This window comes from Azospirillum ramasamyi (genome assembly GCF_003233655.1).
Lineage (GTDB): Bacteria > Pseudomonadota > Alphaproteobacteria > Azospirillales > Azospirillaceae > Azospirillum > Azospirillum ramasamyi.
This window is the reverse complement of the sequence record NZ_CP029829.1, coordinates 800,662-813,281: the sequence shown is the minus strand read 5'-3', so window position 1 is coordinate 813,281 and position 12,620 is coordinate 800,662. Positions and strand designations below refer to the sequence as shown.

The window sequence follows — 12,620 nt, the reverse complement described above, 5'->3', positions numbered from 1 at the left end:
GATGCATTCGCCGTCGGACCGGGCAGCAACCCCTAATGATTTTTTTGGGCTCAGGCGACGGGATCGGCCTGCTGCGCCAGGATGGCGGCCGGCGCGTCCGCCGCCCCGCGCCAGCGCAGGACCAGACACGTGATGTCGTCGGACTGCGGCGCGCCTGCGGTGAAACGGGCGACATCGGCCAACACCCCGTCCAACCCGTCGCGTGCCGAGGCGCTGCTCTGCCCGGCGACCGCGGCAACGAGCCGGGGGTCGCCATACATCACCTCTTCACCGTTGAAGGCCTCGGTCACGCCGTCGGTGAACAGAACGACCATGTCGCCGGTGTCCAGCGTCACGCTCTTTTCGCCGAAGGGCATGTCGGGCATGGCGGCCAGGGCGATGCCGGGGGTGCGCTCAAACTCCTTCACCGCGCCCGACGCGGTCATGCGCAGCGGCGGGTTATGACCGCCGTTGGAGAAGGCCAGCACGCCGGTGCGCAGGTCCAGCTCGCCGTAGAAGACGGTGACGAACATCATCTGCTCGTTCTCCGCGGCGAGCAGGTTGTTGACCCGGCGCATGGTTTCCGCCGGACCGACGCCGGATTCGGCGATGGCGCGCAGCATGGTGCGGGTGATCAGCATGAAGAAGGCGGCCGGGATGCCCTTGCCGGACACATCGGCGATGACCAGCGCCACCTTGTGTTCGGAAATCGGGAAGAAATCGTAGAAATCGCCGCCGACCTCCTTCGCCGGGATCATCCGCGCGGCGATGTCCAGTTCCGGCAGATCGGGGAAGACCTGCGGCAGGATGGTCAGCTGCATGGTGCGGGCGATCTCCAGCTCCTGCTGCAGGCTGATCAGCCGCCGCTTGTCCTCCAACGCCTCGCGCAGGTCGCGCACCATCTGGGTCAGCTGCACCTGCTGGGTGCTGACCCGCGTCGCCAGCCGCGAGAAGCCCAGCGCCAGCAGCCCCAGCTCGTCGCCGACGCCCTTGGACTGGGCGGACTGGGCATCGTGGGTTTCCGCCTCGATCTGGCGCAGCTCCTCCAGCAGGTTCTGGCGGGCGTCCTCCTCCAGGGTGACGGCCAGCGCCTCCATCTGGCGGCGGATGAAGCGCTGCTGGCGGCGCAGGCGGCGCTCGCGCTGGCCGGCGCTGCGCTCGATCTCGCGCATCACGCCACGGAAGACCTCCACCGCTCCGGCGATGCGGCCGATCTCGTCATTGCCGGCCGGCAGCTCGACATAGCCCATGGCGCGTCCGCGCGAGAGATCCTGCAGAGCCTTCACCGCGCCGTCCAGCGTGGAGAAGTTCCGCCGCAGGAAACCGTAGAGCAGGCCGAGCGCGCCGAGCAGCACCAGCCCGACCGCCGCGACATAGGCGACCGACCACAGCGCCTGCTCCTCCACCGCCTGGGTGACGTCGCTGGCGATCAGCACCGTGGCGACGCGTCCGCCGGCAAGATCGGCGACCGGCAGGCTGGCCAGCGCATAGCGGCGCCCGCCGCCGGCGACGGTGGTGATGCTGCGTTCCGCCGGACGGACCAGCGGCTTGACCGCCGGCCACAGCGGATCGCTTTCCCCGTCGAAGGCGGCGCCGTTGCGGGTCACGGCGAAGACGCGCCCGCCGGTGGTCCGCCGCAGCACGTCCAGCGCGGCGACGAAATCCAGCCCGGCGACGGCGGCGCCGGTCACGCCGGCCCCGCTGCCCTGCCCGCCGCCGGCCCCGGTCCCGGCATAGATCGGCACGCCGGCGACCACGACCAGACGTTCGCCGTCGACCAGACGGACGCCGCGCGCCAGCTTCTGGCCGGACAGGATGGCGTCGAGCGCGCCGCGGTTCAGCAGCGGTTCCGGCTCCAGCGCCGGATCGGTGCTGTAGAGCAGCTCCCCCGACTTCGACAGCAGGTTGACGTCGGTGATCCCACCGGTGGCCGGCGCGGTAACGACGCCGAGCGCCGCGACGCGGCGGTCCAACGCGCCGCGCTCCTCCCCCTCCACCGCGCGGGCGATCTCGGCGTCGCCCGCCAGACGGCCCAGCCCCTGGTCGATGCGCCCGACGGCGCCCGACACCGCCAGCTGCCAGGAGGTTTCGAGGCGCTCCAGCTCCAGCTCGCGCGCACGGCGGTCGAGGGCATCCTCGCGCAGCGCGGCGAAGCCGAGGAGAAGGCCGGCCACCACGGTGACGGTGGCGAGGACGAACAGGATGATGCGGGTCTGAAGCAGCATCGGGGCCTCTCAACTCCGCAGAACGACGATGGGGCGGGCCAGCAGTGCCGCCAGCACGGCGGGCAGCAGCGACGATGCGGCAAGCATTCCGCCGTCCCAGCCGACCGCCGCCGCCCACAGCAGGGCCGCGGCGATCCCGGAGCACAGCGCCCGCAGCAGCGGGAACTGCCCGCCGTCGGCGGCCTGCCGGCGCCCATAGGACAGCGCCAGCCCGGCGGCGGAACCGCCCGCCAATCCGCCGGCCAGCCCGGCCGCCAGCGGGGCGCCGCAGAGCAGCAGCACGGCCGCCGCGGAGGCCAGCACCAGCGCGCCCGACACCGCCGCGACACGGCGCCAGCCGAAGGGAACGGCATAGCCGGCGAACGCGCCGGCCAATGCGGCGGCCAGCGCCGGACCGGCGACGGCAGGCCCGCAGCCGGAAACCAGCATCGCCGCCGCCGATGCGGACAGCAGGGCGAAGGCATGGACATCGTCGGACCGGGCATCGATCTCGCGCCGCGGCGGCGCCTCCAGCCCGGGGCCGAGGGCGGTCAGCGCCGACAGCCGCGTGGTTTCGACGGCGGACGCGACCTCCGGATCGAAAACGGCGGCGCGCACCTCGTCGGCATGGGCGGCGAAGCGCTGGCGGCGGTCGTGCAGGCCGAAGACGACGGCATTGAAGGCGAACAGCAGCCGGCCGACCTGATCGCGCGGACGGCGGCCCAGCAGGGTGGCGAAGCGCCCGTCCACCGCCTCCTCCATCGCCAGGGCGAGACGGCGCAGCGGCGCACGGAAGCTGGCGCGGGCCAGAACGCCGGCCAGCTCGGCCAACAGCAGCAGAACCGCCAGCCCGCCCAGCGCCACCGTCGCCAATTCCCCGGCGATCTGGCCGCGCACCTGCTGCGGCTGGACGCCGACCAGCACATGGCCGGCCGGCTGATTGCCCACCCCGCCGCCGCCCTCGGACGACAGCCGGCCGACCCGAACCGGCACCCGCAGGATCAGAAGGCCGTCGCGCTCGATCGGCTGGAGGGTCGCCGCCCGGGTTTCCGGCGTCGGCAGACCGCTCAGTCCGGCGGTCAGCGCCTGCAGTCCCGCGGCGTCGATGCCGCCGCCGGCATTCACCGCCCCCTGCAGCAGCACCCCGTCGCCGCCGGTCAGCGCCAGGAAGCCCAGGTCCGGGTTGCGGCCGGCAATGCCCTGAAGGAAGGTCCCGACCCCTTCGATGCGCGGCAGGGGAATGCCGTAGGCGATGGCGCGCTCCAGATCGTGCTGAACCGCCTCCGCCACCGCGGCGGCCTTGGCGGCGCGCGCCTCTCCCAGCTGGTCCTGAGCCAGCCAGGTGCCGAGCAGCCCGACGCCGGCCATCGCCAGCGCGGCCGCCAGCAGGATGACGGCCGGAATGCCGGCCATGAACAGGCGATTGCCGCCGGAAGGGCCGCGGTAAGGGCCATGGGAGGCATTGCGGGAGGCACTGCGGGTCGTCATGCGAGTTCGTCCAGGCGTGCGACTTCGCGCTCCGCCTCGTCCAGGATGGTCAGGCGCCGCCGCACCGCGTCGGTGAAGGCGGCGGCCGGCAGCCCCAATGTCTGCTGCGGCGATTGCGCCGACGGCTCGGCGCGGACCCGCCCGCCCTCCCCCAGCCCTTCGAGGGTGGTGGCGAGGTCGGCCAGCGAGCGGCGCGGCCCGGCGGCAAGCCGCAGACCGGCCAGCCAGCCCAGCAGGGCCAGCGGAAGCGCGATCAGCACCGCGCCGATGGAGAGGGTCAGGGCGTAGTGGCGCATCGGCTCGGCCATCGCGCCGGCCGGCATGCGGACCAGCAGGCTGCCGGCCGCCGTATCGAAGCTGGTGGCGAGACCGACGCCGTAGACCCGCTCGCCCCCGCGCTCCTCCGACCAGAAGCCGCTGACGCCGGAACCGGCTTCGGCCCCGGTGCGGACGGGCAGAAGTTCACCCACCTCCACCGCGTTGGTGGAGAACAGAACGGTGCCGGTCTCGTCCAGGACGGTGACGGACTGGATGCCGGGAAGGGCGGTACGGGCGCGGGACAGCAGCCCGTCGACCTGCGGCAGGTCGCCCAGGGCGAGGCCGAGGTTCAGCTGGGTTTCGAGCGACGCCTTGGCCTCGCTCAGCACGAAGCCGACCTGGGAGGTCACGGCCTCGTCCAGGCGGCGCGCCTGTTCGCTCGTCCACAGCACGACGGCGGACAGCGCGGCGACGAACACCGCCACCGCCACGAACGCCGCCAGCCGCGCCCCGAAACTCCCCGATCCCATTCCGGCCATCCCCCTTCAGCCGGCCGCGCGCCTCAGCGCCCGCCCGGCCCCGTCCCGTCATGCCGCTCCAGCGGAGCCCTTTTCCCGGCCGCACAGCGCGTACCAGCGCAGCGCGGCGCCCTCGCCGACGGCGACGCGGCCCCAGACATGGCCGCGCTCGAACACGTCCCAGCGCCCGACCAAATCCTCGACAGCCACCAGTTCGGCGCTGGCGGTGTCGAAGACCGGATCGGCGGTGAAGTCGCGGTGGACCAGCAGCCGGACCAGATCGCCGCCGACGCGCACCAGCCGCTTCGGATAGATGCCGTGACCGGCCAGATGGCCCCAGCTGCGGTGGTTGCGGGTGCTGACGGTGGTGATCAGGTGCCGGCGGCCCAGCGCCTCCGCCACCTCGATCCGCCAGTCGATCAGACGGTGATGCAGGCCGCGCCCGCGCTCCGACGGATCGACCATAGCCGACGACATGTGCGCGACCCAGGGCAGTTCCGCTTCCGGCAGGTCGAGGTCGCGGCCCCGGTTGGGATCGTCGCCGGACGGCAGGCCCAGCGCGCCGTAGGCGACCAGACGGGTGCCTGAGCGCCCATCCTGCCGGAAGATGCCGGCGGTCAGCCCCCGGTCGCCCAGATGGTCGGTGACGAAGTTCCCGACCTCGCCCGCCATGCGGTAATGGTCGGGATCCTCCAGCGTCGCCACCACGCGGACGCGGAAATCGGCCAGCAGGTTGGAATCGTCCAGGTCCATCATGCGGACGGTCAACCCGTCCGGCAGATCGGCGGCCAGCGTCCTCAGGCGGACGGCGGCCACCGCGCGGGCGGCCTCGCCGCACAGGGGAGCGCCGCCGAACGGCATCGTCATGGGAATGCGGGCGCTCATGATTCGATGATTTCCGCGAAATTCAGAAGCCCGATCGGCGGGTAGTATTCCAGCGCCCGGACCGTGGCCATGTTGATGATGACGGAAAAGCGCTTCAGCGTTTCCACGGGAATTTCCGCCGGACTGACGCCGTCCACCAGGATCTGCGCCGCCTTGAAGGCGGTGAAGCGGCCGATGCCGTAGGCGCTGCTCGCCAGAGCCAGCATCGCCTTGTCGGTGCGCACGATCAGTTCGGTCACCGAGAAGGTCGGCAGGCCCAGGCGCAACGCCTCCGCCGCCACGACGCTGCGGTTGTGGAAGGCGATGAAGGTGTCGGGGCCGATATAGAGCACCTCGCCCCCGCGCCTCGCCACCCGGCCCAGCGCGTCGGGCACCGCGGCGGCGATCGGCTCGCCGCGGTCGTTCAGGGGGACCGGCTCCTCGATCAGTTCCAGCCCGCGCAGCGCGGTCTCCGCCCGCAGCCCCTCGATGGTGAGGACGGAGTTGCGTTCCTGAGGGTTGTAGACCACGCCCAGCCGCTTGATCGTGCGATAGGCCTGGATGGTGTTGAGCTGCACCGCGATCGGCGCGATGTGGATGGTTCCGGTGACGTTGCGCCCCGACCGGGCGAGATCGGGCACGATCTTCGCATCCACCGGGGCGGCGACGAAGGTGAAGACCACCGGGATGTCGGTGACGTGCTTGCGCGGGTCCGCCTCGTCATGGGGGCCGACCAGCGCGCGGGTCTGCGGCGTGCCCCAGCTGTAGACGAGGTCGGGGCGGGTATCCTTGATCTCCTGGATGATGCCCGGAAGCTTGGCTGTGTCTCCGCCGGTGTTGCGGATGGTGTACTCCACCTTCAGGCCGCGCCGGGCCAGATAATCCTTGAAGCCGAATTCGTTGTCGCTCTCGCCGCGGCCCAGCACCATGGTGATGCGGAAGGTCCTGTCGGGAGCCGTGGCGGCCAGCGCCGAGCCGATCAGAGACCCGCCGGCCAGCGGCAGTCCGGGCAGGGCCAGCCCGCCGGCGGCGGCAAGGCGCAGCAGCGAGCGGCGGCGGATGCGGAGCAGATCGCTTTCGTCCAATCCCATCGCGGTCATGCCTCCTGTGGCCGGGCGGCCGGGCGCCCGGTGCGGAAAAGGATCCAGAACAGAAGCGCGCTCGCCCCGCACAGCAGGCCGATGCTCAGCATCGCCTCGCGGTAGGAGGTGGCGACCGCCACCGCCATCGCGGTGACGGGGCCGAGCGCGCCGCCCAGCCGTTCGATCAGCCGGTACCAGCCGATCGCCGCGGTCTCGGGCAGGCCGCCGTCGCGGGCGATCTGCGAGACCAGGGTCAGCTGCGGCGCGCCGACCAGGGCCTGGGACAGACCGAACAGGGCGATGGCCAGCGGCGGCCCCCACAGCGACTGGGTGGCGAGGATGGGCAGGCAGCTCGCCAGCGTGCCGATGCCGCCGGCGGCGATGAAGCCGCGCCGCGCCTGCCAGCGGTCGGACAGGCTGGCGGCCAGCGGCGACACCAGGATGAAGGCGACGAAATACATCATCTGCACCCGCCCGATCTCCGCCTTCGACGCGCCGTCGGCGGTCAGCAGCAGCGGCACGAGGCAGAAGAGGAAGGCGGTCGAGGCGATCTTGGTCGGGATGGCGCTCAGCACCATCAGGGCGGAGAAGCGGAAGTCGCGGAACAGCGGCAGGGCGCTGCCCATCGCCGGCCGGGCCGCGGCACCGGCGCCGGCAGCGGACTGCCCCGCTCCACGGCCGCGCAGCAGGAGCAGGCTGACCGACAGGCCGGAGCCCAGGGCCAGAAGCGCACCCAGCAGGAAGGTGGCGCGGAAGCCGATCTGGTCGGCGATGATGCCGCCGCTGACCGGGCCGCAGACGCCGGCGGCCAGCAGCGCGCCGATGAACATCGCCATGCCGGCGGCGCGGTTGCGCGGCGTGGTGTGGTCGACGACGATGCCCTGCGCGGTGATCAGCACCAGCCCGTAGCCGAGCGCGGTCAGGCAGCGCCACAGCATCAGTTCGGCCAGCGACCCGGCGAAGGCGGTCAGCGCGAGGCTGACGGAGCCCAGCAGGGCGCCGATGGTGAAGGCGCGCGACCGGCCCCAGCGCTCGGAGAAACGGGCGCCGCCCGGCTGCGACAGCGCCCAGATCAGCATGAACAGCGTGATCGGCAGGCTGACCACCATGTCCGGCGTCAGCCACGGCACCTCGCCGGCGAAGGACTTGGCATAGGCCGGCAGGAAGGGGCGCGACAGCTCCTCCGACAGGCAGAACAGGAAAACCGGCAGCCTCAGGAAGACGAGGTTCAGCGGCGGCGTCGGCGGATGCGCGGTGTCCGGATCGCGGAAGCGGAAGCGGCGGGCGAGCGCCGACAGCCCGGCCTCCGCCCGGCCGACCCGCGGGTCGTCGCCGCCCAGCCGGCGGCGCAGCTCCGCCACCCGCGCGGCGAGGCCGGCATAGCGGGCGTTGACGCCGTCCAGCGCCGCGCGCACGCCGCTCTCCAGCGCCCGGTCCTCCCGCGCCGCGAGTGGACCCGGAATCTCCGGCAGGGTGGCGCGGAAATCCCCCTGCTCCGCCCGATCGGCCAGCAGCCGCAGGGTCAGCACCCGCCGCATGGCGAGGTTCACCACCAGCTGCAGCACCTCGAAGATCAGCAGGACGGAGACGATGACCACCGACAGCACGTCCAGAGCCAGATCGGTCGAGGCCTTGGCCAGATAGGCGCTGTCGACGCCGACATGCAGCGCGCCGGCCGGGTCGGCGGCGTCGCCCAGCGGGCGCTGGACATCGACGAAGCCGCGGGCCAGCCGACCGTCGGCGGGGCCGCTCAGCCGGTCCGGCGACAGGGCGGTGAGGCCGTCCAGCGGCCCGCCCGCCGCCGCGACGGTGCGACCGGCGGGGTCGGTCACCGCGATGTAGGCGATGTCGTCGTGGCGTCGGACCTCCGCCTCCAGCAGGGCGTCGAGACCGGCCATGCGGTCCAGCGGAATGCGGACGCCGAGCCCGCGGTCGATCTGCGCTCCCATCAGGCCGCCGACCGTCTGCGCCTTGCGCGCCAGTTCGGGCTGGAACAGCGGGTCGAATCCGCGCAGCGACAGCCAGGAGGCCGCACCGGCCGCCAGCAGCAGCACCGCGACCGTGACGATGGTCAGCCGCAGAACCAGCGCGCTGATCGGGTCGCGCCGCTTGGCCGGATTGCTGGCCTGATGGTTGGCCTGATCGGAGGAGCCGTTGCGGGCCGGACCGCTCATGTCACCACGCCCTTCGCCGGGAGTGGTCCGGGGGCATTCGGCGCCACGGCATCCAATTCGCGTTCAAGTTCTTCCATGGCGTGATCGGCGTCGGCGATGCCGTGGTTCAGCCGGTCGCGCACCATGCCCAGCGGCGCGGTGCCGGCCGCCAACCCGCCGCGCCCGCCGCCCTGCCGCACCACGACGAAGACGGCGGCCAGCGTCACCAGCGCGGCGCCCCCCACCAGCGCCAGGATGTTGCCGCGCAACCCCTCCTCGACCGCCGCGACCCGCGCCTTCAGCCCGGCCAGGGAAGAGCGCAGGATCACCTGCCCCACCGTCTGGCCGAAGCTGTTGCGCACGTCGGAACCGAGGATCAGGACGTCGCCGTCGATCTGCTGCCGCAGGGTGCCGGCGGAAGCGTCGCCGCTCCAACGCACCGGCGTGGGCTGTCCGACAGCGTTGCGGTCGGCGGCGAACAGGATGATGCCGCGGTCGTCCACCACCTCGACGCCGAGGATTTCCTCGCCGGAGGCGGCGCGTTCGGCCTGCGCCTGCAGATCGACCAGTTCGGAGAGGTCGAGCCCCAGCGTCAGGCCGTATTCGACCCGTCTCCGCATCTCGTCCGCCACCACCATGAGGCGGGAACCGGTGACCTCGCGCAATTTCTGTTCGAACTTCAGTTCGGACAGCGCGACCGACAACAGAACGGCGGTCGCAACCGTCGCCGCGATAACGGCGCCGGTGCGCAGGGCCAGCACCCCGCCCAGCCTCATGCTGCCCCTACAACCGGAAAAGGTAATGCATCAGCCACGGATCGCCCAAAGCTCCATCGCCACCTGGGGAAAATCACCTGCTAGATGAACCGCGATTCCGCCCGATGTTGCAAGCTGTTTCCAAATAGGGCTACCGCGTTCGAGCTCGAAATACACGGCACCGGCGTGGTAGGGCAGTTGGCGCGGAGCGACCGGCAATGGCCTTACTCGGATTCCGGGCAACTGTACATTGACCAGCTCTCGGATTTGCTCCACCGGGCCGATCTTCACCAGCGCCGGAAAGTTGCGGCGCAACGCCTCGCCCGGCATGTCCGCCCGCACCGCCAGCACGAAGGTCGCCGTGGTGATCAGCGAACGGTCGGCGATGGTGCCGACGCGGATGCCGTATTTGCGCTCCTGCAGATCGATGGGGATGGCGGTCTGTTCCAGCACGGCGCTCAGCGAACGGCGGATCTCCGCCATCACCGGCTCCAGCGTGCCCTGCAGATCCTCGTGCCGGTAGGGCGGGAAACTGGGCGGACGCTTGTTGACGGCGGTGAAGGTCGCCAGTTCGCCGGCCAGCCCCAGCATCATGCCGTGCAGCCGTTCCGGGTGGATGTCGGGCATGCGGGCGATGTTGGCGAACAACGGTTCGGAGCGGTTGGCGACCTGCAGCATCAGGAAATCGGCCATTTCGCCGGCGCCGCGCCCGTTGGAGCCGCCGACGCGGGCGGCCAGGGCCTCCGACCGGCTGTTCAGCAGTCCCTGGATCTCGGTGACGAAGCCGGCCAGCGGCGCCAGCGCCTGGACGTTCAGGGCCGGCGGGATGTAGCGCTCGTCCAGCGTGGCGTGGCGGTCGGAGCGCACCTCCTGGATGCGGGCGAGGCCAAGGCAGTGGTAGCCGGCGCGCTCCTGCCGTTCCAGCCGGTAGCGCAGGCGCAGGCGCCCGGTGCGGATGCGCGACACGCTGGCCGACCCGGCGATGGCGTCGACCGTCTCCGTCTCCTCGCCGACATAGCGGGTGGCGGCGTCGGCGCTCTCGCCCACCTCGAACTCCACGCCGCCGCGCTGGCGGACCGGCAGGGCCAGATAGACGATGCTGTTCGCCAGCGTCTCCGGCAGGTCGAGCGGCGGCGGCGGGTCGTCGTCGTCGGGGATGTTGATCGGCGTCCCGTCCTCCAGAATGCCCTTGCAGCGCAGGACGGCGAATTTGCCGACGGCCAGAAGCTCGCGGTTGATGGTGAGTTCGCTGATGCCCCAGGCGAAGGGACGGATGCCGGCGACGCGGCCGCGCACCAGCCGCTCGACATAGCGGTCCTGCTGTTGGAAATGCTGCGCCCGCAGGAACATGCCTTCGGACCAGATGACCTTGTCGTCCCAACTCATGGGCGCTTTCCCTCTTGCAGGCTGATGGTCGTTGCCATGGGTACCCTCCTCCGGTCAGCCGCCCAGCGCGTGGCGGTGGATCGGCAGGAGCCGGCGGTACAGCGCGGCCAGCCGGGTGCCGCCGTCGGCGGTCTCTCCGGTAAGCTCGCGCACCGCCGCCAGCAGGGCCGACTGATGGGCCGCACCGTCGGACACCGCCGCCTGCAGCAGCGCCTCCGCCTCGGCGGGCGGCAGGGCGCGCAGGCGGGCCAGCGCGTCGTCGGCATCCACGGCGCGGCGCAGGATCGAGTCCCCCTGCGCCATCGTCTCGTCCGGGTCGAGGCCGAGCAGCGCCTCAAGCGCCGCCTGCCGCCGCACCAGCGACAGCACGGCATCGACCAGCGCAAGGCTGAGCGCGTCGGAGGCCTCGTCGGCCAGAGGGGTGGAGGTCGACGGACGCGCACCGAAGGCCGGCGGGACCAGCGGCTCCTCGTTCCAGTCGGCGGCCCAATCGGCAGGCGGGGTGGCGGCCGGAATTGCGGACGGGGCGGCCGGCTGCGCCGCGAAGGGCTGGACGGGCGGCGGGCCGGACGGCTGGGCGGCCGGCGTCAGTTCGACCGGATCGTCGAGCCAATCGTCGGGGATCGACGTTCCGCCATTGCCATGGCCGAAGCCCGCCTGTTCGGTCGATACCCGGATGGTGCCGAGGCTGTCCGGCGAGAAGTCGGTCTGGGCGGAACCCGGCCAATCGGGATCGCCGCCCGGCGTGTTTCCGGCTGCGGTTGGCTGCCAGCCACCGCCCGAATTGCCACCCGGCTTGCCGCCCCAACGGTCGTCCGGCTTCGGCAGGTCGCCGAACAGGTCGTCGTCGTCGGGGATCGGCATCACCGACACCGGCCCACGGCCGAAGGCCGGCAGGGCGAAGGGATCCTCCTCGGGCGAGGCCGCCGACGACTGCGCCGTTTCGCCGGAACCGCGCAGGACCGCCAGGAAGGGGTCGTTGGCGGGCGGCGCCTCCTCCGCGGCGAAGCCGGCGCGCATGACGAAGCCGCCCATCCGCAGCCGGTCGCCCTCCCCCACCACGGCGGAGTTGCCGCGGCCGATGGGGGTCGGCGCGTCGTTCAGGAAGACGCCGTTGGTGGAACTGTCGATGACGATGTAGACGCCGCCCTTGAACTCCACCATGCAATGGGTCTTGGACAGCATCCGCTCCGGGTCGTTCAGCACCCAGTCGCAGTCGGGACCGCGGCCGATCACCAACCGTCCGGTGCCGAGATCGCGGGCGATGTCGCCGCCCTGGGCGGGCGGGCATTGGATCAGGGTCAGGCGCAGCTTCATCGGATCACGCCGCCCCCACCTTGCCGCTGCCGCCGTTGGCGATGTCCAATGCCTGGACCAGCGAGGCGCGTTGGCGGGCCGCGATCTCCTTCGGCACCGCCGCGGCGGCGATCAGCACCGCGGCGGCGGCGGCCGTTCCGGTCAGCCCGTCGCCCGGCGGCACCACCACCGCCGCATCGGGCGGGGCGAGGCTGCCGCCCGACCAGAAGGCGGCCATGGCGGCATAGGCGCAGGGGGTATCGAAATTCATCGCCTCGGCCGGCGCGAAGCAGGCGCGGCGGTTCTCCTCCGTCGGGCGGTAGACCCAGGCCTCCGCCGCCTCCAGCGCCGCGACGTCGGCCGGCGCCGGCTCGTCCGGCAGCGCGCCGCGGGCGGACAGGCAGCCCCACCACACGGCCTCGCGCCGCGGCAGGGCCATGCCCAGCAGCCGGATGGCGTCCACATACAGTTCGGCGTCGATCAGCGCCTTCAGAAAGGCCGCCGTCGGAGCGTTCGGCGCGTACAGCGCCTTCGCCTCCGGCGACAGGTCCAGCCCCGCGACCGCTTCGGCCGCGCGGGCAAAGCGCAACTTCGGCAAAAGCCCGATGTCCACCGTCCCAACCCCGCTTGAAAATCC

At 72.0% G+C, this 12,620-nt stretch carries 10 protein-coding genes; all 10 read right to left on the bottom strand.

Annotation, left to right across the window (positions count from 1 at the left end; genetic code table 11):
• Nucleotides 1-50: 50 nt before the first annotated feature.
• The 10 genes from DM194_RS03760 to DM194_RS03715 are packed head-to-tail and all read right to left on the bottom strand — an operon-like array spanning nucleotide 51 to nucleotide 12,596.
• Nucleotides 51-2,204, bottom strand: coding sequence for a PP2C family protein-serine/threonine phosphatase (locus DM194_RS03760; RefSeq protein ID WP_111065986.1), 2,154 nt, complete (start codon nucleotides 2,202-2,204; stop codon nucleotides 51-53).
• Nucleotides 2,205-2,213: 9 nt separating this feature from the next.
• Entirely contained in the window at nucleotides 2,214-3,671 is a 1,458-nt protein-coding gene (locus DM194_RS03755) for a HAMP domain-containing protein (RefSeq protein ID WP_162629956.1), read from the bottom strand.
• Nucleotides 3,668-4,459: a hypothetical protein gene (locus tag DM194_RS03750; protein ID WP_111065985.1), complete on the bottom strand. Its 792-nt coding sequence runs from the start codon at nucleotides 4,457-4,459 to the stop codon at nucleotides 3,668-3,670. Before DM194_RS03750 ends, DM194_RS03755 begins: the two co-directional genes overlap by 4 nt.
• 57 nt (nucleotides 4,460-4,516) lie before the next feature.
• Nucleotides 4,517-5,332, bottom strand: a complete 816-nt coding sequence (locus DM194_RS03745) for a GNAT family N-acetyltransferase (RefSeq protein ID WP_111065984.1) — start codon at nucleotides 5,330-5,332, stop codon at nucleotides 4,517-4,519.
• Nucleotides 5,329-6,411 (bottom strand): ABC transporter substrate-binding protein, encoded by a 1,083-nt coding sequence (locus DM194_RS03740; protein WP_111065983.1) that lies wholly within the window; start codon nucleotides 6,409-6,411, stop codon nucleotides 5,329-5,331. Before DM194_RS03740 ends, DM194_RS03745 begins: the two co-directional genes overlap by 4 nt.
• Entirely contained in the window at nucleotides 6,408-8,567 is a 2,160-nt protein-coding gene (locus tag DM194_RS03735; protein WP_111065982.1) for an MFS transporter, read from the bottom strand. The genes DM194_RS03740 and DM194_RS03735 overlap by 4 nt, the downstream gene beginning before the upstream one ends.
• Nucleotides 8,564-9,322, bottom strand: a complete 759-nt coding sequence (locus tag DM194_RS03730) for a hypothetical protein (RefSeq protein WP_111065981.1) — start codon at nucleotides 9,320-9,322, stop codon at nucleotides 8,564-8,566. The genes DM194_RS03735 and DM194_RS03730 overlap by 4 nt, the downstream gene beginning before the upstream one ends.
• A gap of 30 nt (nucleotides 9,323-9,352) precedes the next feature.
• Nucleotides 9,353-10,687 (bottom strand): type VI secretion system baseplate subunit TssK, encoded by a 1,335-nt coding sequence (gene tssK / locus DM194_RS03725; RefSeq protein ID WP_111065980.1) that lies wholly within the window; start codon nucleotides 10,685-10,687, stop codon nucleotides 9,353-9,355.
• Between the two features lie 54 nt (nucleotides 10,688-10,741).
• Nucleotides 10,742-12,004, bottom strand: coding sequence for a type VI secretion system-associated FHA domain protein (locus tag DM194_RS03720; protein ID WP_111065979.1), 1,263 nt, complete (start codon nucleotides 12,002-12,004; stop codon nucleotides 10,742-10,744).
• A gap of 4 nt (nucleotides 12,005-12,008) precedes the next feature.
• Entirely contained in the window at nucleotides 12,009-12,596 is a 588-nt protein-coding gene (locus tag DM194_RS03715) for a DUF6931 family protein (protein WP_111065978.1), read from the bottom strand.
• Nucleotides 12,597-12,620: the final 24 nt, after the last annotated feature.

Excerpts from the sequence above, each read along its gene's own strand:
- DM194_RS03760 (WP_111065986.1), bottom strand. The coding sequence starts at position 2,204 with ATGCTGCTTCAGACCCGCATCATCCTGTTCGTCCTCGCCACCGTCACC.
- DM194_RS03755 (WP_162629956.1), bottom strand. The coding sequence starts at position 3,671 with ATGACGACCCGCAGTGCCTCCCGCAATGCCTCCCATGGCCCTTACCGC.
- DM194_RS03750 (WP_111065985.1), bottom strand. The coding sequence starts at position 4,459 with ATGGGATCGGGGAGTTTCGGGGCGCGGCTGGCGGCGTTCGTGGCGGTG.
- DM194_RS03745 (WP_111065984.1), bottom strand. The coding sequence starts at position 5,332 with ATGAGCGCCCGCATTCCCATGACGATGCCGTTCGGCGGCGCTCCCCTG.
- DM194_RS03740 (WP_111065983.1), bottom strand. The coding sequence starts at position 6,411 with ATGACCGCGATGGGATTGGACGAAAGCGATCTGCTCCGCATCCGCCGC.
- DM194_RS03735 (WP_111065982.1), bottom strand. The coding sequence starts at position 8,567 with ATGAGCGGTCCGGCCCGCAACGGCTCCTCCGATCAGGCCAACCATCAG.
- DM194_RS03730 (WP_111065981.1), bottom strand. The coding sequence starts at position 9,322 with ATGAGGCTGGGCGGGGTGCTGGCCCTGCGCACCGGCGCCGTTATCGCG.
- tssK (WP_111065980.1), bottom strand. The coding sequence starts at position 10,687 with ATGAGTTGGGACGACAAGGTCATCTGGTCCGAAGGCATGTTCCTGCGG.
- DM194_RS03720 (WP_111065979.1), bottom strand. The coding sequence starts at position 12,004 with ATGAAGCTGCGCCTGACCCTGATCCAATGCCCGCCCGCCCAGGGCGGC.